Genomic DNA, 22,189 nt, shown 5'->3' on the forward strand with positions numbered 1-22,189 from the left:
TCCGGGCCCCCGTGCCCAGAAACACCACCATGTCTGACATCACCTTCGGCGCGCTCGGCGTGCCCGCCCCCCTCCTCGACGTCCTCGCGAAGGACGGCAAGACCACCGCGTTCCCCATCCAGGTCGACACCCTGCCCGACACACTCGCCGGTCGTGACGTGCTCGGCCGCGGCAAGACCGGTTCGGGCAAGACGCTCGCCTTCTCCATCCCGCTCGCCGCGCGCCTCGGCGGTCCCCTCGCCGGCGGCACCCGCCGCTCCGGCCGCGTGCTCGGTCTGGTGCTCGCGCCCACCCGTGAGCTCGCGACGCAGATCAATGCGACCCTCGAGCCGCTGGCCGCGGCGTACGGCATGACGACGACGACCATCTTCGGTGGCGTCAACCAGAACCGCCAGGTCGCCGCGCTCAAGGCCGGCGTCGACATCATCGTCGCGTGCCCCGGCCGTCTCGAAGACCTCATCTCGCAGGGCTTCGTCAAGCTGGATGCCGTGGAGATCACCGTCATCGACGAGGCCGACCACATGGCCGACCTCGGGTTCCTGCCGTCGGTGACCCGCATTCTCGACAAGACCCCGCGAGACGGTCAGCGACTGCTGTTCAGTGCGACGCTGGACAACGGCGTCGACAAGCTGGTCACGCGCTTCCTGCAGAACGAGGTGCTCCACTCCGTCGACGAGGCCCACTCGCCGGTCGCCGCGATGACCCACCACGTGTTCCACGTCGGCGGCGTCGACGAGAAGAAGGAGCTCGTGCGCACCCTCGCGTCGGGGATGGGTCGTCGCATCCTCTTCATGCGCACGAAGCATCACGCCAAGAAGCTCGCCCAGCAGCTGACCGCGCAGGGCATTCCGGCGGTCGACCTGCACGGCAACCTGTCGCAGCCGGCGCGCGACCGCAACCTCGCCGCCTTCAGCTCCGGCGCTGCCAAGGTGCTCGTCGCGACCGACGTGGCGGCGCGCGGCGTGCACGTGGACGATGTCGAACTCGTCATCCACGTCGACCCGCCGATGGAGCACAAGGCCTACCTGCACCGTTCGGGCCGTACCGCCCGTGCCGGCGCCGAAGGGTCGGTCGTCACCCTCGTGCTTCCCGGTCAGGAGAAGGACGTCAAGGATCTGCTGCGCAAGGCCGCGATCTCCGCGACGCCCGTGCCCGTGACCGCGGCATCGCCGCAGGTGACCGCGCTGGTCGGCGAGGTCGCCCCCTACGTCGCACCCGCACCGAAGTCTGAGCAGCCCGGTCGTGGCCAGGGCGGCGGCGGTCGCAGCCAGGGAGCGAACGCGCAGCGCAAGCGCGCCGCGCGCGAAGGCGCCCAGGGCCAGGGCGGCGCCCGTGGTCAGGGCGGCCGTGGTGGCCGCGGCGCCGGTCAGGGAGCGCAGGCGGGTCAGCCCCGCACCGACCGTTCCGGTCGTCCGGCCGCCGAGCGCTCCGCCGCCGGGCGCGAGCAGCGTCCTGCTCGCGACCACCGCCCTGCCGAGCGGTCGGCGCAGCCCGCGGCATCCGGAAACGCCCGCACCACCGGCCGTCGTGCCTCGCACGGCGGTGGCACCGGCGGCGGAAAGCTCATGGTCGGCTCCGTCGTCCGCCAGAACGGCGGACCGCGCCGCGCCGGGCGCTGATCTCGATCGCCCGCTGATCCGATCCGTGCGCTCAGATGCCGCGGATCAGATCGGCGGCGCGCTCGCCGATGACGATGGCGGGGGCGTTGGTGTGCCCGCGGATGACCGTCGGCATGACCGACGCATCCGCGACCCGCAGGCCGTCGACACCGCGCACTCGCAGCTCGGCGTCCACGACGGATGCCGCGTCGAGCCCCATCCGCGCCGTCCCGACCGGATGGTAGAGCGTGTGCGAGTAGCGCCGCAGCGACAGCTCGATCCGCTCGGCCGCGCTCATGCGCTCGCCCCCGATCGGCTGCACCCAGCCTCCGGTCGTCACAGCACGCAGAGCCGGAGCCGCGATCAGGCGCTCGCACTCCGCGAGGCCGGCGCGCAGGGTCTCGGCGTCGATGCCCTCCGGGTCGGTGAGATACGCGGGGTCGATGATCGCGGCATCCGTCGGATCGCCGGAGGCGAGGCGGATGCTACCGCGACTGCGCGGCTGCAGCAGGATCGCGCCCACCGTGATGCCCTCCGCGGGCGGCGGCACCAGGCCTTCACCGACGTACGGTGCCGTCGCGAAGATGATCTCGATGTCGGGCAGGTCGGTGGGCGCGCCCGTGTGATCGGCGACGGCGGTGCGGACGAAGCCGTAGGCTTCGGCGACGTTGGAGCTCAGCATGCCGCGCCGGGCGCTCACATAGCGCGCGAGCTGAGCGGGCCGCCGCGCTCCGTACAGCGTTCCGCCGCGCGCCGCGGGCGCGAGACCGGCGACGAGATGATCCTGGAGATTCTGGCCCACCTGCGGTGCGTCCACGCGCACGGGGATGCCGTGGGAGACGAGGTGATCCTCGGGTCCGATGCCGCTCAGCATCAACAGCTGCGGGGTGTTGATCGCGCCCCCGCAGAGGATGACCTCACGCCGAGCGCGGGCGTGGCGGGTGATGCCGCCGAGATCGACGTAGACGCCCGTGGCCCGCGGCGCCGCACCGGCATCGCGCTCGGCGAAGGTGACCCGCCGCACCAGCGCGTCGGTGAGCACGCGGAGGTTCCGGCGTCGACGCGCCGGACGCAGGTAGGCGTCGGCGGCCGAGGCCCGTGCGCCGCGATGCTGCGTGACCATCGTCTGCGAGAAGCCCTGCCTCGTCGGGAGGTTCGCCGGCGTCACGGGATGCCGCAGCTCGCGCGCCGCCTGGAGGAAGGCGGCCGTGTGCGGACGGGGGTCGCGCTGGTGTTCGACGGACTGCGGGCCTCGGGTGCCCTGCGTGGCATCGACGGCATCCTGAGTGGCCTCCGCGCGCACGAAGGAGGGTGCGAGCGCATCCCACGACCGCGTCTCGCCCGCGGTCTCGGCCCAGGCGTCGTAGTCGGCCGCGAACCCGCGGATCCACATCATGGCGTTCAGCGATGACGACCCGCCCAGGGTCTTGCCGCGCGGCCAGTAGATGGTGCGCCCTTCCAGCTCGCGCTGGGGGACCGTGTCGTAGTTCCAGTCGTAGCGACCGCGGAACAGCGTCGAGAACGCCGCCGGAACGTGCAGTTCGAGGGCCGCATCCGTGGGGCCGGCTTCGAGCAGCAGCACGCTGACGGCGGGATCTTCCGTGAGTCGGGCAGCCAGTGCAGCGCCGGCCGAACCTGCCCCGACGATCACATAGTCGGCTTCGAGGGTGCCGCCCGTCGCCGCCGGCCGCGGGCTCATGCGCCGAAAGCCTTGACGAGGGTGAGCGCCATCTTCGCCGGGTTGCCGTCGATGCGGAAGCGGGTGAAGCCCTCGCACACCGCCGCTCCGGTTCGCGAGGTGACGAACCACGGGGGCTTCGGCAGCACCGAAAGCCCGTAGCCTCGGACGGCCGACGACGCCGAGCGCGGGAAAGGCCGGAACGGCCCTCGCACGACCGTGCGTTCGACGTGGTCGAGCAGCAGGGCGTTGTGCACGACGCCCATGCCGCTCGGGGCGTCGTCGAGGGTGCCGCCGGGGAAGGCGCCCCAGGTGGCGGTCGGGGTGAGGAAGCCGAAGGCCGTCCACGCATTGACCGCGACCGTTCCGTAGCGGAGGTCGGCGAGAGCCCTCTCGAACCCGTCGCCCAGAGCCCGCTGCGTCTCGGAATCGATCAGCACGTTGGCACCGAGAGTGCCCACGAGTCGTTCGTTGGCATGGGCGACGGCGTTGTCGAGGAACTCCTGGCCCGTCCCGCGCAGGGCCACCACCCCGAGAACCGGCGAGAAGTACTCCGTCGTCTCGAGGGCCTGCGCGTCGGACGGGGTCGTCTCGATGAGGGCGCGTGTGCCGCCGCCGCACCACGCGGCATCCGGGTACGACGTGCGGGCAGCGTCGAGCTTGCCCTGACTCTGCGGATACCAGACGGGGCGGGACGGCGCACGGTCGTACGCCGTGCGCAACGCGTCGAGGAACGCGTCGCGCTGCGCCCAGTCGTCCGAGAGCAGCACGACCTGGCCGGCGATGCAGTTGTGGCCGCTGTTGTGCAGGCGCATGGTGACGACGTGCTCGGCCTGGAAGCGCAGGTCGGCGACCGACCACCGGCCCGGCACGACGATGATCGGCGAGACTCCGCCCAGTTCCGCCGTGATCGGCTTCTTCAGCAGCGGCCTGCCTTCGCGGCGGCGGCGTGTGGCGGCACCCGCCGCGGCGGGGGTGTGCGAGGGACCCCACACGATGGAGCGGAACGTCGCCTCCGATCCGGTGATGTGGACGTGGTCGATCTCCGGATGCTGGGTGAGGTAGGCGCCCACATCGCCGCCGCCGCGGACGATCCGCAGGAACCCGGGCTCGATGAGCGGTGCCAGCGCGCGCTCGAAGACGGACACCAGCGCGTCCTGCGTCGGATTGACCTTGAGCAGAGCGACCCGGTTCGACGCCAGCAGCTCGTACAGCACGTCGAGGTAGGGGATGGAGGTGATGTTGCCGGCGCCCAGCACGAGCCCGACGCCGCCCGCGCTCGCCGGATCGAGCTGTGCGAGCCCCGCCTCTCGTCGCGCCGTCGCGGCATCCACTCCCGGCTGCAGCCAGACCTCGGTGGCATAGCCCGACAGCAGCAGGGCGTCGGTGGCCGACAGCGGCGAGGTGTGCACCACGGTGCGGTCGCCGGGCGCCGCGCTGATGCGGACACCGTCCACCGGCGAGCGTCCGATGGAGAGGGCGCGGAGGGTGTCGGCGTAGGCGTCGAGGGCGACGATGGCTGCGTACGGCCCCGACAGCCATTCCTCACCGCGAAGCGGGTGCCCGGGCGGCAGGCCCTTCGACACGGATGCCGCGTCGGCCCATTCGGCCGCGACCGCGGACGTCGCGACGCGGACGCGCTGCAGCAGCGTGCGACGTTGCGCGAGAGTGAGAGCGCTCCAGGCGCGCTGCCCGGCGCGAAGGGCCGTGATCGCGGCATCCAGCTGGTCGCGCACGTCCTCGGCCAGGGCGGGCGCGGCGGTGGATCGTTTCGCTGTGCTCGGAGCTTCTGCGGTCACGGCGTTCTCCTTCGAAGCGGTGGTCGCGCTCGCGCGCGGGCCTCCAGCTTACGACCGGATGAGACGCGGTTCCCGGAAGCGTGCGACGCGATGCCGCGCCCTGTCGCCATCGAGCGTCAGATCAGGGAGAGCTCGCGCAGCTTCGACTCGACGTCGGCGTTCGACGGCTCGACGTGGTGAGACGCGTCCGGGTACACGACGACGGGGATGTTCGTGCGGCCGGAGATCTCGCGGGCGACGTCCGCGGCGGCGGGGTCGGCCACCAGGTCAACGTACGTGTATTCGACACCCAGCTCGTCGAGCTGCTTCTTCGTGCGGATGCAGTCGCGGCACCAGTCGGCGCCGAACATCGTGATCGGAGTCTTCTCGGAGGTCATGATTCCAGGGTACGCTCGCCGGCGCGGGCCACGGCCGGGGTGACGATACGCGCGGTCGCCTTGCGCTTGGGCGCGTAGACCCAGAGCGCGTGATAGACGAAGCGCACGACGAACGCCGCCGCAAGGGTGATGGCCGCGGCCAGCACGCTCGGGATGTGGGCGCCCTGCACGAGCAGGGGGATGATCGGGATGCGCACGACCGCTTCGACGTTGTTGAACGCGAACGACTTGAGGAATCGCATCCACATCGCTCCGGACTCGGAGCGCATGTCGGCGAAGACGAGGTACTCCAGCAGCAGGAAGTTGCCGATGATCGTCACCTCGCTGGCGATGATCGCCGCGGAGACGTAGTTCATCCCCAGGTGGACGAGACCCCACATGATGATGAGGTTCGCGATCGCACCGACGCCGCCGACGAGCGCGAACGCCGACATGCGGCCGAAGCGGAGCATGGCCAGCTGCGTGAGGAAGCGCATGCCCTGACTGAAGGTGGCCTTGGATTCGCCGGCGAAGCGCGTCGCGAACGCGAACGGGATCTCACCGATGCGCATCTGGCGGCGCGCGAGGATCTCGAGCAGGATCTTGAAGCCGCGGGGGCGCAGGTCGTCGAGGTCGACGGTGTCGCGGTCGACCAGGAAGAAGCCGGTCATCGGGTCGGTGCAGCCGTGGAGCTTCCGCGGGAACATCGCCTTCGTGAGCAGCGTCGAGGTGCGCGAGACCGCGGTGCGCGTCGCTCCGGCGAGGCCGCCGGCCGTGCCGCCCGCGACGTAGCGCGAGGCGACGACGATGTCGACGTCGCCGAGGGCGGCGCGGTCGAGCATGCGCGGGATGTCCTCGGGCGGATGCTGCAGGTCGCCGTCCATGACCAGGCACCAGCGGGCCTGGGCGTTGCGGAAGCCCTCGAGGACCGCACCGCTCAATCCGCCCTCGGGCTCATCGCGATGGATCAGTCGCACCGGGAACTCCGTCGCTGCGGCGACGGCCTGGATGGTCGCGGGCGTGTCGTCGGTGGAGTCGTCGACGAAGACGACCTCGAAGTCGACGTCGTGGAGAGCCGCACCGATGCGGCGGACCAGCTCTGCGACGTTCCCGCCTTCGTTGAAGGTGGGAACGATGACGGAAAGATCCATGGGGATGCGCTCGCGATCGGTCAGGGACAGAACCGTCTCAGCCTACCGAGGCGGAGTTGGGCAACTCCTGTGCGTGCTCTGTCAGTTCTTTCTGGTCTCTGCGGCTCTCGCGCCGGCGTCAGCCGATCTGCTTCTTGAGAGCGGCGACACCCATGCCGTAGTTGATGCGCACGCAGGGGAGTGTGAGCTTGTCGCTGCCCACCGAGACGTAGCCCTGCTCGATCGTGCGGGCCATCTCGAAGCCCGCCTGGCGCAGGCCCTCGTGCGAGGTCTCGTTGTTGTGCCCGTAGGGGTACGCCATCACTTCCTTGACGCCGCCCAGCGCGGCCGCCGAGGCGGTCATGTCTGCGGCGATCTCGGGAGCGGTCAGGTTCACCATCTGGCCCTTGCCGTTGGCTCCCGCATGATGCATGTCGTGGGTGTGGGACCGCTGCAGGATGAAGCGGTTCTGCGTGGGGACGCCCGATCCCGTGATCACGAAGGAGGTCGCCATGAGCTGCAGCTGCTCGTTGATCGGCGAGGCCATCGTGAGCCAGCTCGGGTCGGCGTCGTCGTCGGTGATGATCACCGCGTGGTCGGGCAGGTAGAGCGCGCCGTCGATGAACGCGCTCAGCTCGTCCCAGGTGGGCAGATAGAAGGACTGATCCTTGATGTACTGCATCTGGGCGCGGTAGTCCTCGATGTACGCGTAGTTGCCGCGCAGCCAGCCGGACTCGCCCTCGGGCTTCGCGGTGAACTGGTGGTACATGAGGATCGGCACGCGCGCCTTGGCGGCGGCCACGGCATCCGTCGTCGTCCACGCGCCGTAGAGCGTCTGCTGGTGGGCGGTGCAGGCAACCGGCCTCGAGCCGTTGATCCGCGTCGCGGGACTGCCGGCATGTGCAGCGGGATCGGCGGATGCCGCGGCCGCCGTCGCCGCGTCGGCGTACCAGCCTGCGAACACGCGGCCGGCCGCCCGCGGGATCGGCAGGTGGTCGTAGAGGCGGTCCTGCACTTGCAGCTGCGGCTCGAGCGTCGTGCCGTCGATGCTGAAGCTGACCGCGCACGCTCCCGGGACATCGGCATGCGCCGCCAGGAGCGCTTGAGCCGGGGTGAGCGGTGTGGGGGTCGGGGAAGGAGTGTGCGTGGTCGGTCGCGGTGACGACGTCGCGGCATCCGTGTTCTCCGTGGCGCAGCCGGCGAAGCTCGCCGTCGCCGTCAGGACCACGCCGATGGTGAGCGCGCGGATGAGGCCGCGGTGGCGGTGCACGAAACCCATGAAAACAACCCCCAAGGTCGACGGCGCGCCCCCGCGCCGCGCTCATCCTAGGAGGACAAGGTGTCGTGAACCGGAAATCACCGGGTGCGCGGATGTTTTCTTCGACTTTCGTCGCAGATTCCCTCCGCTCGGGGGGTGCTTACCCGACGTCCGAGCGGATGCCGCGACGTTCGTCCTTCGCCACGATGGCCGCGTCCAGCGCGCGTCGCAGCTGCGAGCTCGACGTGTGCGCAGTGTAGGGAAAGTAGACGACCTGCACGCCGACGGCCGCGAACTCGCGCTCCAGGCGCAGACCCTTCTCCGTGCCGCGCCAGTCGTCACCTTTGAAGAAGTGCGTGAAGCCGACCTCGCGCCACACCTCGAGCTTGTCCGGCACCGTCTCGATGTGGACATGGTCGACGTAGCGGATGTCGCGCACGATCTGCGCGCGCTCCACGGTCGGGACGAACGGTTCCACGCCCTTGACCTGGCGCAGCATCTCGTCGCTGACGACACCCGCGATCAGAAGGTCGCACTGCTCCTTGGCATGGCGAAGGATGTTCAGATGCCCGATGTGAAAAAGATCGAACGCCCCGGCGGCGTAGCCGATCGACACAGCCATAGCGAGCTCCCCCAGCTCTCGATGTGATCCGAGCTCGACGACGAGCGTCGTCCCGGTTCGAGCCCCCCGGCTCGATGCGGGCCCCCCGGCCCACGTCTGCACACTACCGCAGGTGCGCGCGAGACGACAGTGCCGTGCACCTCGACGACGGGGTGAAGCGGGGCGAGGCTGCCGCCCGGGCGCGCCGTCGGGCAAGATGGGCGCGGGGGAAGGGGCTCGCGTGAAGCGGAAGGCGCTGGGAGCGATCGCCGCGCAAGCGGCTCAGGCTGCGGTGAGCCTGGCGCTGCAGATTCTCGTCGCACGGCTGCTCGGCATCGCCGATTACGGACGCTTCGCGATCCTCTACGGCGTGATCGTGCTGGCGTCCGGCATCGTCACGGGACTCGTCGGAGACGCGCTCGTCGTGCTCGATCGTGCGGACCGACGCATTCGCGCCGGACTCGAGGTCTGGCTAGCGATCGCGGCGGCGACCAGCGCTGTGATCGCCGCCGTCGTGGCCGCGGTCACCGGCTTCGCGAGCCCTGCCGAAGCGGGACTGTTCGCCCTCGCGATGGTCGCCTTCGTCGTCGAGGAGATCGTCCGACGCCTCCTCATGGCCGGGTACGCCTTCTCGCGGGTGATCGCCGCCGATCTGACCGGCTTCGTCATCAGCCTCGCCCTGCTGGCCGCGGCAGCGGCCCTGCAGGCGCTGTCGCTCGGAGCCTTCCTCGGTGTCATCGCCGCAGGCCAGACCGTCGGCGCGATCGTCGGGTGGCGTCTGGTTCCCCGATCGGAGCGCGTCCTCGTCGGCTGGCGACGCGCGGACCTGCGCACCGTCTGGAGCTATGGAGCGTGGCGAGGGCTGCAGCAGACGTTGCGGCCGGCGATGCTGACGGCGGTACGGGTGGTCGTGCTGGCGGCTGCCGGGGCCGCCGCGGTCGGCATGCTCGAAGCGGCGCGCACCTACACCTCACCGCTCCTGCTCGTCGTCGGCGGGCTGTCGTCGTTCCTCTTCGTCCGCTTCGCCGACCACCGGCGCGAGGGCCGCTCCGGTTCGCTGCGAGAGGCCGACCGTGTCGTGCTCGTCCTCGTCGGCGCGACGGTGCTGATGAGCGCGGTGGCGCTCGGCGCCGGGCCCTGGCTGGGGCCGTTGGCGTTCGGTGTCGCCTTCGATCCGACGATGCTCGTGGCGTGGCTCGTGTACGGGCTCTCCGTGGCGGTGGTCACGCCCTACGGTGCGCTCAGCGCCGTCGCCGGGCGTCAGCGGGTGGTGTTCTTGGTTCGCCTCAGCGACACCCTTCTCGGCCTGGTGCTGACGGTCGTGATCGTGCTCGTCGGCGGCAGTCCGGCCCTCATTCCGTTCGCGCTCGCCGTGGCATCCGCGCTCGGCGGCGTCGCGCTGCGCTGGATCGCCGCGCACACGCCGGCGGAGCCCTGATCCTCTCAACCGGCTGAGAAGGGTCGGCAGGCCACGTCGACTGGTGGTAGGTTCAGCCCAGCACGAAGGCGTCGGACGAGGGAAACAGGGGTACGTCCGGCGCTCGGGCTCATCTTGGGGGGTGGGGAGCATGGAGGACGTCCCGTACGCGCGGATACTCCGCGAAGGTTGGTTGCTGGTCCTGATCGTCGCACTGCTGGGAGCAGGCGGCGCCTACGGCATCGCGAAGCTGTTGCCGGAGACATACGCGTCGACGTCGACGCTGATGCTGCAGGTCGATTCGAAGGAAGCGTCGCTGTTCGAGCGCAACCAGTTCAGCCTCGCGCGCATCCGCTCTTATCCGGAGCTCGTCGACAGTCCGGAGGTCATCGCCGGCATCCGCAGCGATCTGCACCTCTCCGCTGCCGACTACAGCGATCGCGACCTGCGAAAGATGGTGTCGGCGGACAACACGACCGACACCGTGCTGCTCGTCGTGCGCGCCGAGGCTCCCACTGCGCAGCTCAGCGCGGCGATCGCGAATGCGGCCGCAGCGCACCTGTCGAAACTCATCCAGTCGACGGAGAACTCCGACGCCGACGAGCGCTACCAGGTGAACCTCACCGTGGTGCTGCCAGCGGTCGAACCGCTCGCGCCGGTGTCTCCGCAGACGCTCGCGATCGTCGGGCTCGGACTGATCGTCGGGCTGGCCGTCGGCGGGATCGTCGCCGTCTATCGCACGGTGACCAACCGCAACGTCATCACCATCTCCGACGTGCGCCGCCTCGTCGGCATCCGCGTCGTCGGGCGCATCCCCCGCCGTCGCCGCTGGAGGCGTTCGGACGACGAGGACGAGTCCGTCGCCTTCGACGAGACCGTCGCCAATCTCGGGGTGCTGGGCGGCAGCGACCTCTCGTCCGTGCTCGTTCTGACCGCTTCGGACGATGCCATCGGGCAGGCGGAGCGCAGTGGTCTGGCGGCTGCCTTCGCTGCTGCGGGTCGTACCGTCACGATCCTGGAGACGCGCGCCACATCCGACGCCGCGGCCGAGACGCGCTCGCTCGCCGAGGTTCTCGACGGGGAGGACGTCGACGCCGCGGTGGGTGAGGCCGCGGGCCGGCAGTTCGCCGATCCTCTGCCGGTCGCGGCGGCAGCGCTGCAGGACGCACTGCCCGCTCTCCGCTCGACCCTGCGGGCGCATGTCGACGTCGTCGTGGTGGTGGTGGATGCCGCATCCGTCGCCGTGGTGCGAGAACTCGTCGACGACGCCACAGGAGTCGTGGTCGCGGTGCGGAGCGGATCGACGGCGGCATCGGCGCTGTCGGCCCTGATCACCAAGCTCTCCTTCGTGGACGTGCATCCGTTGGGTGTCGTCCTCACCGGGACCGCCCGGCATGCGTCCGGCGTCGTGACCGAGACGTGGCGCGATGCGGTGCCCGTGGGGGCCGCCGGAACGGGCGCGGCCGCACGGCCATGACGGCCGCAGGGCTCGCGATGCGCGGGCAACGGGTGCACGGGGGCGTCCACGCGGATGCCTCGCGGCCGACGCGTCGACGCTTCGCGGCTCTCGTCGCGCTGTTCCTCCTGGTCATCGTCAGCGTCATTCCGTGGCGGCCGCAGTCGTTCTACGCGGGCGGGCTCGACCCTGTGGTCGTGGCCAAGGCGGCGATCGCCCTGGTCGCGCTGGGCGGCGCCGTCGGCCTGACCCTTTTCACGCGCCGACGGATGCCGGTGGGGCTCGGTCCCGCGGCGGTGATCGCCGTCACCCTCATGATCAGCCTGCTCGGCGGGGTCGTCGCGGGCAACGGGTCGGCGACCACCGTGCTGGTCATGAGGGTCTTCATCGTCATGGCCACCCTGCTGCTTCTGCTGACGAACGCCCCGTGGGATCGGGCCGTCGCCGCCCTGTTGACGGCGATGGGGATTCTCGCCGTGGTCGCCGCCACGACGGGCGCGCGCACGCTGGTCAAGGGCCGGCTGGGCGGCGGCATCCCGGAGATCCATCCGAACGAGCTCGCCGGACTCGCCGCCCTTCCGCTGATCGCCCTCGTCGTTCTGATCCTGCGCCGCGGTGTGCGCGTGTCGGCCGTGATCGCGAGCGTCGTCCTGTTCGGGATCGTGGTCGCCACAGGATCGCGCATCGCCCTCGTCGGCATCCTCTTCGGCGCGATCGTGGCGCTGGTGACCAACGGCGTGCGTCGGCGCGGCGTCCTCTACGCCCTTCTCGTCTTCGTCCCCGTCATCTATGGTGTCATCGTCTTCACCGGCGTCGTCGACGGCCTCGCCAGCCGCGGCGGCACGTCGGCGGAGAGCACGGCGTTGGATTCCCGTCTCACGGGCTGGCAGGTGGTCCTCGGCTGGGATTGGGCCTCGTGGCAGCGTTGGCTGGGCGTCGGTCTGTCGGTCAAAGAGGTCGCGGTCCAGGAGAAGTGGCGATCGTCGCAGGTGCTCGACAGCAGCTGGGTCTCACTTCTGGCGCAGGCGGGACTGCTCGGAGTGCTGCTGATCGGTCTGCTGGTGGCGTGGTGCGTGATCACCGCCGTCACAGCGGCGTCGCGTCGCGGACTGCTGTTGCCGCTGCTCACGATGTTCGTCATCCGCACGTTCACCGAGAGCGGCATGGTCGACAGCGCGATGCCGTTCGTCCTGTTCGTGACGCTGTCGGCGTTGCTGACCAGAAGGTCGCGACAGGCGTCCGGGCCGCCGGGTCACGAGAACCAAACTCGTGCTCGCTCTGTGACGATGCCGGGCGTACGCTGAGGGAGCGCACGCGGGGAACTGGGGCCCGCCGCGGCGCGGGGCACATGGGGGAGGTGCTTTTCGCATGGCACAAGACATGCCGACAGCCGGACGCGGACGCGCTCCGTGGATCGTTTTCGTTGTCGTGGCGGCGCTGCTGGTCGGCGGCGTGGTGTGGGCGGTGGTCGGCCAGGGCCAGCCGGACGCATCCGCGGCCGCGTCTCCGAGCCCGTCGTGGGCGACGCCGACGCCGCAGCCGACGGCGTTCGAGACACCCGCGGCGGGTTCGACGACCGAGATCACCAAGCCGCCGACGGATGCCGAGGTGCCTCTCGACCAGCCTGCACCACCGGTGGCCGGCGCGACGGTGCAGCTCGTCGCGGTGACGAAGGGCACGTTCACGGGCGATGTGCCCGGCGAGCCGAGCGGCGACGCCATCACCGTGTCGGTGCGCGTCGTCAACAACGGCTCGGCACCCATCGACACCGGCGCGGCGGGCGTCAACCTGACCTACGGGGGAGACGATCGCACGCCGGGCATCGCCGTGACCGACAAGAAGGCGCGCGTGTTCCCGGCATCGGTTGCGCCGGGCGCCGAGGCCACCGCGGATTTCACCTTCGTCGCACCCCTTGCGGCGGAGGGGGATATTCGTGTTACCGTCGACCTGCTGGCGTCTGAGCCAGACATCGTCTTCGTCGGCCCGCGGCCGTAGGAGACCTGGGGGATTATCGCCTTCGCGGCATCAACGGATGGGGATCCGGCTGCGAGGGATGACTGGGGGAGTCATGGTGCGCATTCGTACCGGCGTCAGCGGACAGCAGACGCGGATCATCGCGACGGTTCTTGCGGCTGCCGCCGCCGTCATCGTCAGCAGTCTCGTCGTCGTCGCGCCCGCGCGTGCGGATGTCAGTCCGCCAGAGGGCACGCCGTCGACCGTCACGGCCGATGCGCTGCCGACCGTCCAGATCAACGGCATCGTCTGGGACCAGGCCGTCGTCGGCAATGTGGTCTACGCGGCGGGCAAGTTCACCTCGGCCCGCCCGGCGGGGGCGGCGGCCGGAACGAACGAGACGCCGCGCAGCAACCTCCTGGCGTACGACATCACGACGGGCAACCTCATCACGTCGTTCGCGCCGTCGATCAACGCGCAGGTGCGCCAGGTCGAGGCGTCGCCCGACGGCACCCGCCTCTACATCGTCGGCGACTTCACGACCGTCAACGGTCAGACGCGCAACCGCGTCGCCGCCTTCGATCTGCCCAGCGGGACCCTTTCGACCTTCAACCCGAACTCCAACGGAGTGACCTCCGGCGTCGCGGCGACGAACGACACGGTGTATCTCACCGGCACCTTCGGCCGCATGTCGGGAAACGACCGCGCCGGCGCCGCCGCGGTCACACGCGCCGGGGCGCTCCTGCCGTGGGCCCCCGTGCTCGAGGGACGCCAGGGTCGCGTCGTGGTCGTCTCGCCCGACGGCACCAAGGTGGTCCTCGGCGGCAACTTCCAGACGCTCAACGGCAGCAGCAACCCCGGGTACGGCCTCGCGATGGTGAGTGCCGCGGATGCCTCGTTGCTGCCGTTCCAGACCAACAATGTGATCCGCAACGCCGGGCTCGACGCGTCGATCATGTCGCTCAAATCCGACGGTGCCGGATCGTTCTACGGCACCGGCTACGTGTTCGGCGACGGCGGCAATCTGGAGGGCAGCTTCCGATCCTCCTGGGCCACCGGCGACCTCATCTGGGTCAACGACTGCCACGGCGATGAATACGACGTGCAGCCCATGGGCGACGCCGTGTACGCCGCCGGTCATCCGCACTACTGCGGCAGCCTGGAGGACGGTTTCCCCCAGAGCGACCCCTGGACCTTCTACCGCGGCATCGCGGTGACGAACGAGCCCGCCCGGATCACGCCGTCTGGGCTCAACAACGGCTACTTCGACTTCGGCGGCAACCCGGCACCTCGGCTGCTGCACTGGTTCCCCAGCTTCAACGCCGGCTCGGTCAGCGGCGCCTCGCAGGGACCCTGGACGGTCAACGGCAACTCCCAGTACCTCGTCTACGGCGGCGAGTTCACCCGCGTCAACAACACGGGGCAACAGGGTCTCGTGCGCTTCGCGGTCCCGTCGAAGTCGACCAATGCGCAGGGGCCCCTGCTGTGGAACACGGCCTGGCCGGCGACGGCGATCGCGCTGTCCGGGGGATCCGTCCGCGTCAGCTGGCCGCTCAACTACGACCGTGACAGCGAGTTCCTGACGTACGAGGTGTTGCGCAACAACGTCGTCGTGAAGACCTTTGAGAACGTCCGATCGAAGTCGCCCGACTGGGGTCTGCCGGCGATGGCCTACATCGACAACTCGGTGTCCAATGGGACGACGTACACCTATCGGGTGCGGGCGACCGATGCGCAGGGTCATTCCATCCTGGGTGGGACGGCGACGGTGACCGCTACGGGGACCTCGACCGCGAGTGCGTATCGCGACGCCGTGCTGGCCGACACCCCCCTGGACTACTGGCCGCTCGACGACGACTCCTCCACCCTGTCCTACGACTGGGCCGGCGCCTCCGACCTCACGGTCAACAGCGGAGTCACCAGAGGGAGCGCCGGCGCGATGCTCAATGACACGCGCCCGTCGTCCACCTTCGACGGATCGAGCGCCGGATTCGCATCCACGACGCAGCAGATCGCAGGTCCCGACACCTTCGGCATCGAGGCCTGGATCAAGACGACCACGACGGCAGGCGGCAAGATCGTCGGGTTCGGAAACAGCTCGACCGGAACGTCGGGCAGTTACGACCGGCATGTGTACATGGAGCCGGACGGGCGCATCACCTTCGGTGTCTACCCCGGTTCGGTCCAGACGATCACGTCCTCGGCGTCGTACAACGACGGTCAGTGGCATCAGATCTCGGCCGGCCTGAGCTCGGGCGGCATGGTCCTGTACGTGGACGGCGTGCGCGTCGCGATGCGCACCGACGTCACCTCCGCTCAGCCCTACAGTGGATACTGGCGAGTCGGCGGCGACAGCCCGTGGTCCGGTGCCGCGTTCTTCGCCGGTGCGATCGACGACGTCGCGATCTACGGCGCGCCCCTGACCCGCCAGCAGGTGGCCGCCCACTACGTCGCCTCGGGGCGCACGCTCGCCGCCGCCACGGCGCCCGCCGATGCCTACGGCGCCGCCGTCTACGCGCTCGAGCCGTCGCTGTACTGGCGGCTCGGAGAGAGCTCCGGAAACATCGCCGCTGACGCCTCCGGCTTCGGCCAACCCGGCACCTACGTCGGCGCGGTCGCACAAGGTGCGGCGGGTGCGCTGAGTGGAGTGAGCGACACGGCGGCGACGTTCTCCGGTGGGCAGGTGATCAGCAAGAACACGTTCTCCAACCCGCGTTCGTATTCGCTCGAGGCCTGGTTCAAGACATCGACGACGACCGGCGGAAAGATCATCGGGTTCGGCAACAGCCCCGACGGAAACTCCAACAACTACGATCGGCACGTCTACATGACGCCGGACGGCAGCCTGATCTACGGCGTATGGGTCGGCTTCAGTGAGACGCTCCAGACGGCGCCGGGCTATAACGACGGTGCGTGGCACCACGTCGTCGCCACGCAGGGCGCCGAGGGCATGAAGCTCTATGTCGACGGCGCGTTGAAGGGGTCGAACGGTCAGGCCAACGCGCAGGACTACACCGGCTACTGGCACGTCGGCGGCGACGTCACCTGGGGCCCGGGTGACTGGGAGTTCGACGGACAGATCGACGAGGTCGCGGTCTATCCCATGCCGCTCGCGGCGAGCGACGTCGTGCAGCACTACGCGCTCGGCGCGACGGGGACGCCGGCGAACGTTCCGCCGACCGCGTCGTTCACCTCGGCGGTCACCAAGCTCGCCGTGGCGGTCGACGGTACGGGCTCGAGCGACAGCGACGGGACGGTCGCCGGGTACAGCTGGTCGTGGGGCGACGGGTCGCCGGACGGCACCGGTGCAACGGCAACGCACACCTACGCGGCGGCCGGCACGTACACCGTGACGCTCACGGTGACCGACGACAAGGGGGCGACGGGTGTGTCCTCAACGCCCGTCACCGCGGTCGCCAACCAGGCGCCCGCCGCGTCCTTCACCTCGACGGCGGCGGACCTGACCATTTCCGTGGACGGCGGTGGATCGACCGACAGTGACGGTCAGGTCACCTCCTACGCGTGGGCTTGGGGCGACGGGACCCCCGCGGGCGCCGAAGCGACGGCATCCCACACCTACGCCGCTGCCGGCTCGTACACGGTCACGCTCACCGTGACGGACAACGACGGCGCCACGGCGACGCAGGCGATCCCCGTGACCGTCACGGCGCCGGTGGTGGGGTCGACGTACGCCAACGACTCGTTCAACCGTACGGTGGCATCCGGACTCGGCACGGCCGACAACGGCGGTGCATGGACACTGTCGAACACGGCGTCCAACTACCGGGTCGATGGGACGAAGGCCGTCTTCATCCAGCCCTCCGCCACGGCGCAGCGCTACGCGTACCTGACGGGTGTGTCTTCGACCGACACTGCGGTGAACGTCGACATCAGCTTCGCTCAGCGGCCGGTGGGCGCCAGCGCGTATGCGACGGTGCACGCACGGCGCGTCGGCGCCGTCGACTACCGTGCGCGCGTGATCGTCGCCCCGTCGGGCGGGGTGACCGTGCAGCTCTTGCAGACGACGACCACGCTCACCAATGTGGGCACGGCGCTGAACGTCGCTGCGGGCGATGCGCTGCACGCCCGTGTCGAGGCGGTCGGCACGGCACCGACGGCGCTGCGCGTCAAGGTCTGGAAGGTGGGCACCGCCGAACCGGCGGCATGGACCGCGACGGCGAGCGACGCCACCACCGCACTGCAGGCGGCCGGCTCGGTCGGGCTGGGCGTCTACCTCGGCGGGGGAGCGACGAACGTTCCGTTCGAGACCGGGTTCGACAACTTCTGGACGGGATCGTCCGCGGGGACAGCCCCCGTGAACCAGCCGCCCGTCGCCGCGGTGACGGCGACCCCCTCGGGACTGTCGGTCGCCGTCGACGGGTCCGCGTCCTCCGATGCGGACGGGACCGTGTCGGCATATGCCTGGGACTTCGGCGACGGGGGATCGGGCACGGGAGCGACCGCCTCGCACACCTACGCCACCGCGGGCACCTATACGGTGAAACTGACCGTCACGGACGACAAGGGTGCGACGGGGAGCGCGTCGACCTCGGTGACGGTCACCGCGCCGGCCGGACCGCCGAACCAGGCCCCGACCGCGGCCTTCACGGCGACGCCTTCGGGACTGTCGATCGCCGTCGACGGGTCCGCGTCGACGGATGCCGACGGCACCGTATCCGCTTACGCGTGGGACTTCGGCGACGGGACGAGCGGCACAGGGGTCACGGCCACGCACGCCTACGTGGCATCGGGAACGTACACGGTGAAGCTCACCGTGACCGACGACAAGGGGGCGACAGGCACGACGACGAGCGCCGTCACCGTTGCCGCCCCCGCGGCTGCGCCGTTCGCGGCCGACGACTTCGGTCGAGCCTCCGGCACTGCGCTGGGCGCGGCGGTCGTGGGCGGCACCTGGACCCAGACCTCGGGCACCGCCAACGTCGCGATCGACGCAGGAAGGGCGAAGCTCACCTCGCAGGCCGCGGGACAGACGCGCTCGGCGACGCTGAACGCGACGACCTCGGCGAGCACCGATCTCACCTTCGGGTTCGCACTGCCGGCGCTGCCGACCGGAGCGCGCATGTACGTTTCCGCCCTCGGCCGCGTCGTGGGGTCGGACGACTACCGCGCGCGGTGGGTCATCGCGCCGGGTGGTGGCGTGCAGGCGCAGCTCGCGCGCGGCGGCACGGTGCTGGCCTCGCTCGATCTTCCCGGATTCACCCTCGCGGCCAACACCGTGTACACCGTGCGCGTGCAGGTGGACGGTACGGGGACGACGGCTCTGCGCAGCAAGATCTGGCCCGCGGGCACCGCGGAGCCCTCGGCATGGCAGCTGAGCACCACCGACACCACGGCGGCGCTGCAGTCGGCGGGCTTCACCGGCTTCACCACCTACGCGGGCACGGGCTTCACGGGCCTGCCGTTCGTCGTGCTCGTGGATGACTTCCAGGCGAAGGTCGTGGTGCCGTGACCGTCGCAGCGGCCTACGCGCAGCTCGGCGCCGCGCAGAAGGGCCGGGGACGCGGAGCTCCGGCCTACTCGCTCTACGTCAACCGTCCGGTCGGCCGGGTCATCGCGGCCGGCGCGTACGCGGTCGGGCTGACACCCAATCAGGTGACCGCTGTCAGTGCCGGGCTGACATTCACGGGGATCGTCCTTCTCGCGACGGTACCTCCGTCGTTGCTCCTCGGCGTCGTCGTCTGGCTGCTGCTCGCCGCCGGCTACGCCTGGGACAGCGCAGACGGGCAGGTCGCCCGGCTGCGCGGCGGAGGGTCTCTGGCCGGCGAGTGGCTCGATCACGTGGTCGATGCGGCCAAGCTGGTCAGTCTGCACGTGGCGGTCGCCGTCGGGGCGTTCCGCTTCTTCGATGCGCCGGTGGCGTGGATCCTGGTACCGCTGGGCTTCGCGATCGTTGCGACGGTCGCGTTCTTCGGGATGATCCTGAACGATCTGCTGCGCGCTCGCGCCGGCGTGGCCCAGGCGGCGGAGGCGGGAGGATCGTCGCCGCTGCGATCGATCCTCGGGCTCCCTGTCGATTACGGGGTCTGGTGTCTCTCGTTCGTGCTGTGGGGAGCACCGCCGGTGTTCGTCGTGGTGTACTCCATGCTCGCGTTGACGGCTCTCGCGCACCTCGTTGCGGCGCTGCCGGTGTGGTTTCGCCGCATGAAGCACCTCGGATGAGCGCGCGGTGCGCCGCGCTCGCGGTGAGAAGAGTCTCATAGTCGGCAAGGGCGCTCTCCGCACTTGCTACGCTCGACACACCCCGCGTGCGATCGTTGCCGCGTGGTGGACTCTTGGGGAGAAAGAGACTCCTCATGCGTTCCACGGCGTCTGCCGTCCTTCTCGTCAGCGCGCTCCTCGCCGGCGGCGTTCCCACCGCCGCCCTCGCCGTCGATCGTGACATCGCCTCCTCGCCGACGGTTGTGACCGCTGCGGCGCCCGCCGTGGTCTTCGCGGACGACATGCAGCGCAGCGTCGCGACGGGACTCGGCGGGGCCTCGGGCGCGGCCACGTACCGAATGTCCGACCCGCGCGCCTTCTCCGTCTCGGGCGGAGCGGCGCGTGCGGTCATCCGCGTTCCCGGAACGTCGGTGGCCGCATCGCCGTCCGGGCTCACAGCGCTGGACACGACCCAATCGGTCGCCTTCACGGTGCCGAGCCTTCCCGCGTTCGGACGCGGGGTGTATCTGAATCTGCAGGCGCGCAAGACCGCCTCCGGGTTCTACCACGTGCAGGTAATCGTCGATCCGAAGGGCTCCGCGGTCCTCGAGGCGCTCCGAGTCACCGGATCGCGCCAAGTCGTGCTCGCTCGCACCACCCTCTCGACCCGGCTCCGCGCCCACACCTCCATCGTCCTCGAAGCGAGTGTGAGGGGCACCACTTCCGTGGCGGTCGACGCCGTCGTGACGGTCGGTGGTGTCACCACCCGGCTCGCCGCCACGGACGCGAGCTCGGCCCGTGTCGCCGCCGCCGGCGCGGTCAGCGTGGGCGGCTACCTCTCGAGCAGCTCGTCTGCTCAGCAGTTCGCCTTCGACGACTACCGTGTCGCCGTCGCGCCGACGGGGGCCGGTCCCGGCAGCAACAGCCCTCAGCCCACGCCGTCGCAGCCGTCGACGCCGCGCCCCTCTCCGACGCCGTCCCCGACACTCGCGCCGTCCCCGACACCCGCGCCGACGCCGTCCCCCGCGCCGACTCCGTCTCCGTCCGTGCAGCCCGACCCGTCGTCGAGCTCCACGCTCACCTGGGACGAGTCCGGCACACGGCGCCACCGTGGTGCCCCGTCGCCGGGCGTGTCCAGCGCGCCGATTCCGGTCGGCGCCGTCATCGTCGACGGTTCCGCACGCGCCGGGGGCACCGGGTCGGCCTCCGCACCCTTCTCCACCATCCAGAGCGCTGTCGACCGCGCCAGCACCGGTGCCGTCATCGTCGTCCGCAGCGGCACCTACAACGAGAACGTCACCGTACCGGCCGGTAAGCGCGTGACGATCCAATCCGCGCCCGGTGCGCAGGTCTGGCTCGACGGCGCTCGCCCCGTCACCGGGTGGCGCAGCGCCGGAACGACGTGGGTCGTCGACGGATGGACGGCGCAGTTCGATTCCAGCCCCACGTTCACCCGTGGTGCCCCCGACGGCACGACCAGCGGATGGCAGTGGATCAGCGCGGGACACCCGATGGCGGCCCATCCCGACCAGATCTGGATCGACGGCGCGGCGCTGGCACAGGTCGGCAGTCGCGATCAGGTGCGTCCCGGCACCTTCTTCGTGGACACCGCCGCCGATCGCCTGTACATCGGTTCCTCACCGGAGGGCCATCAGGTGCGCGCGTCATCGGAGACCAAGGCGCTCTCGATCCGAGGCGCCGGCACGGTCATCCGTGACATCGGCATCCGGGGATATGCGACATCGGTCTGGATGATGGGCACCGTGACGATCGAGGCGCCGGATGTCACCCTTCAGGGGGTGACCGTCGCCGACAACGCGACGACGGGAGTGTTCGTGGGGGCCGCGCGCGCGACTCTGCGCGACGTGACCCTCGCTCGCAACGGTCTGCTGGGCATCGGGGCGAACCTGGCGGACGATCTGCGTCTCGAGAACGTCCTGGCCCTCGAGAACAACGCGGAGCACTTCAACCAGGCTCCGGTGTCGGGGGGCGTGAAGATCGCCAAGTCGCGCGGTGTTCGCGTCGTCGATTCCGCCTTCCTCCGCAACGACGGCCCGGGGATCTGGACGGACCAGTCCGTCTTCGATCTCACGATCGCCAGGAGCGACCTGATCGGCAATCTCGGGCACGGCGCCTTCATCGAGCTGACTCAGAAGGTCGACATCGTCGACGATCTCATCGTCGGGAACGGCGGCAATGCGCTGAAGATCAACAACACCGGCGACGTGCAGATCTGGAACAACACGATCGTCGGCGGAAACCGGACGATCAACATTGTCCAAGACTCTCGCAGCCAGGCGGACGCGTCCGTCCCTGGCCACGATCCACGGCGTCCGTTCCCCGACCCCGACATGCCGTGGACGATCCGAGACATCGCCCTCGGCAACAATGTGGTGGGAGGCAGCAGCGGCGCGTGCACCCTGTGTGTCGAGGACTACTCGCACCGCTTCGCCGCGAGTGAGCTGAACATCCGATCGGACGGCAACATCTTCCAGCGCACGGGAGCATCGCAGCCCGCGTGGCTCGTCGTATGGTCCCGGGGCGCCGCGAACGTGAATCCCTTCGTCTTCACGACGCTCGACAGCTACCGTGCGATCACGGGCCAGGACCTGCACTCGATCTCCATCGACGGTCGCCCGGTGACCACCCCCACCGGTTCGCTGCTGGGCGATGTGTCGCACCCAGGTGTCGCGCAACCCCGCCCTCCGCGCGCAGCGGCGTGGTGGACGGGATCGGTCGACGGGGTCGGGGCGCGGATGCCGTGATCGGCGCCCGACCCCGTCG

General features: G+C 70.2%; 14 protein-coding genes. 8 read left to right on the forward strand and 6 right to left on the reverse strand.

From position 1 onward, the window contains the following. Positions 1-29 precede the first annotated feature (29 nt). Positions 30-1,619 carry a DEAD/DEAH box helicase gene (locus tag CEP17_RS11200; protein ID WP_039412972.1) on the forward strand — a complete coding sequence of 530 codons (1,590 nt, stop codon included), beginning with the start codon at positions 30-32 and terminating at the stop codon, positions 1,617-1,619. Between the two features lie 31 nt (positions 1,620-1,650). Here CEP17_RS11200 and CEP17_RS11205 read toward each other — a convergent pair whose 3' ends face one another. The 6 genes from CEP17_RS11205 to CEP17_RS11230 form a co-directional block, all read right to left on the reverse strand. Further along, positions 1,651-3,297 (reverse strand): GMC family oxidoreductase N-terminal domain-containing protein, encoded by a 1,647-nt coding sequence (locus CEP17_RS11205; protein ID WP_112932293.1) that lies wholly within the window; start codon positions 3,295-3,297, stop codon positions 1,651-1,653. Continuing rightward, the gene (locus tag CEP17_RS11210) at positions 3,294-5,075 is read right to left on the reverse strand and encodes an aldehyde dehydrogenase family protein (RefSeq protein WP_112932294.1); all 1,782 of its coding nucleotides are present in this window, start codon (positions 5,073-5,075) and stop codon (positions 3,294-3,296) included. The genes CEP17_RS11205 and CEP17_RS11210 overlap by 4 nt, the downstream gene beginning before the upstream one ends. Positions 5,076-5,191: 116 nt before the next feature. Further along, positions 5,192-5,452 (reverse strand): glutaredoxin domain-containing protein, encoded by a 261-nt coding sequence (locus CEP17_RS11215; protein ID WP_036319047.1) that lies wholly within the window; start codon positions 5,450-5,452, stop codon positions 5,192-5,194. After that, complete coding sequence (locus tag CEP17_RS11220) at positions 5,449-6,582, reverse strand: glycosyltransferase family 2 protein (protein ID WP_112932295.1); 1,134 nt, start codon at positions 6,580-6,582, stop codon at positions 5,449-5,451. The genes CEP17_RS11215 and CEP17_RS11220 overlap by 4 nt, the downstream gene beginning before the upstream one ends. A 118-nt stretch (positions 6,583-6,700) precedes the next feature. Further along, positions 6,701-7,840, reverse strand: a complete 1,140-nt coding sequence (locus CEP17_RS11225; protein ID WP_112932296.1) for a polysaccharide deacetylase family protein — start codon at positions 7,838-7,840, stop codon at positions 6,701-6,703. 139 nt (positions 7,841-7,979) lie between these two features. After that, the gene (locus CEP17_RS11230; RefSeq protein WP_036319026.1) at positions 7,980-8,441 is read right to left on the reverse strand and encodes an adenylyltransferase/cytidyltransferase family protein; all 462 of its coding nucleotides are present in this window, start codon (positions 8,439-8,441) and stop codon (positions 7,980-7,982) included. Positions 8,442-8,661: 220 nt separating this feature from the next. Between CEP17_RS11230 and CEP17_RS11235 the strand changes: the two genes are divergently transcribed. From CEP17_RS11235 to CEP17_RS15125, 7 genes are all read left to right on the forward strand, one after another. Then, positions 8,662-9,858 (forward strand): hypothetical protein, encoded by a 1,197-nt coding sequence (locus CEP17_RS11235; RefSeq protein WP_051039572.1) that lies wholly within the window; start codon positions 8,662-8,664, stop codon positions 9,856-9,858. A gap of 130 nt (positions 9,859-9,988) precedes the next feature. After that, positions 9,989-11,314, forward strand: coding sequence for a hypothetical protein (locus CEP17_RS11240; RefSeq protein WP_112932298.1), 1,326 nt, complete (start codon positions 9,989-9,991; stop codon positions 11,312-11,314). Continuing rightward, positions 11,311-12,597, forward strand: a complete 1,287-nt coding sequence (locus CEP17_RS11245) for an O-antigen ligase family protein (protein WP_162722441.1) — start codon at positions 11,311-11,313, stop codon at positions 12,595-12,597. Before CEP17_RS11240 ends, CEP17_RS11245 begins: the two co-directional genes overlap by 4 nt. Before the next feature lie 64 nt (positions 12,598-12,661). Next, entirely contained in the window at positions 12,662-13,288 is a 627-nt protein-coding gene (locus tag CEP17_RS11250) for a hypothetical protein (protein ID WP_135949632.1), read from the forward strand. Between the two features lie 73 nt (positions 13,289-13,361). Then, the gene (locus CEP17_RS11255) at positions 13,362-18,716 is read left to right on the forward strand and encodes a PKD domain-containing protein (protein WP_112932300.1); all 5,355 of its coding nucleotides are present in this window, start codon (positions 13,362-13,364) and stop codon (positions 18,714-18,716) included. Further along, positions 18,713-19,426: a CDP-alcohol phosphatidyltransferase family protein gene (locus CEP17_RS11260; protein WP_061681023.1), complete on the forward strand. Its 714-nt coding sequence runs from the start codon at positions 18,713-18,715 to the stop codon at positions 19,424-19,426. Before CEP17_RS11255 ends, CEP17_RS11260 begins: the two co-directional genes overlap by 4 nt. Positions 19,427-19,560: 134 nt before the next feature. Next, positions 19,561-22,170 (forward strand): right-handed parallel beta-helix repeat-containing protein, encoded by a 2,610-nt coding sequence (locus tag CEP17_RS15125; protein WP_162722442.1) that lies wholly within the window; start codon positions 19,561-19,563, stop codon positions 22,168-22,170. Positions 22,171-22,189 lie beyond the last annotated feature (19 nt).

Origin of the sequence: Microbacterium sp. PM5 (assembly GCF_003293595.1) — a bacterium.
Classification (GTDB): Bacteria; Actinomycetota; Actinomycetes; order Actinomycetales; family Microbacteriaceae; genus Microbacterium.

What these genes read in the sequence shown, in the direction of transcription:
- CEP17_RS11200 (WP_039412972.1), top strand. Translation starts at nt 30, where the DNA reads ATGTCTGACATCACCTTCGGCGCGCTCGGCGTGCCCGCCCCCCTCCTC.
- CEP17_RS11205 (WP_112932293.1), bottom strand. Translation starts at nt 3,297, where the DNA reads ATGAGCCCGCGGCCGGCGGCGACGGGCGGCACCCTCGAAGCCGACTAT.
- CEP17_RS11215 (WP_036319047.1), bottom strand. Translation starts at nt 5,452, where the DNA reads ATGACCTCCGAGAAGACTCCGATCACGATGTTCGGCGCCGACTGGTGC.
- CEP17_RS11220 (WP_112932295.1), bottom strand. Translation starts at nt 6,582, where the DNA reads ATGGATCTTTCCGTCATCGTTCCCACCTTCAACGAAGGCGGGAACGTC.
- CEP17_RS11225 (WP_112932296.1), bottom strand. Translation starts at nt 7,840, where the DNA reads ATGGGTTTCGTGCACCGCCACCGCGGCCTCATCCGCGCGCTCACCATC.
- CEP17_RS11230 (WP_036319026.1), bottom strand. Translation starts at nt 8,441, where the DNA reads ATGGCTGTGTCGATCGGCTACGCCGCCGGGGCGTTCGATCTTTTTCAC.
- CEP17_RS11240 (WP_112932298.1), top strand. Translation starts at nt 9,989, where the DNA reads ATGGAGGACGTCCCGTACGCGCGGATACTCCGCGAAGGTTGGTTGCTG.
- CEP17_RS11245 (WP_162722441.1), top strand. Translation starts at nt 11,311, where the DNA reads ATGACGGCCGCAGGGCTCGCGATGCGCGGGCAACGGGTGCACGGGGGC.
- CEP17_RS11250 (WP_135949632.1), top strand. Translation starts at nt 12,662, where the DNA reads ATGGCACAAGACATGCCGACAGCCGGACGCGGACGCGCTCCGTGGATC.
- CEP17_RS11255 (WP_112932300.1), top strand. Translation starts at nt 13,362, where the DNA reads ATGGTGCGCATTCGTACCGGCGTCAGCGGACAGCAGACGCGGATCATC.
- CEP17_RS15125 (WP_162722442.1), top strand. Translation starts at nt 19,561, where the DNA reads ATGCGTTCCACGGCGTCTGCCGTCCTTCTCGTCAGCGCGCTCCTCGCC.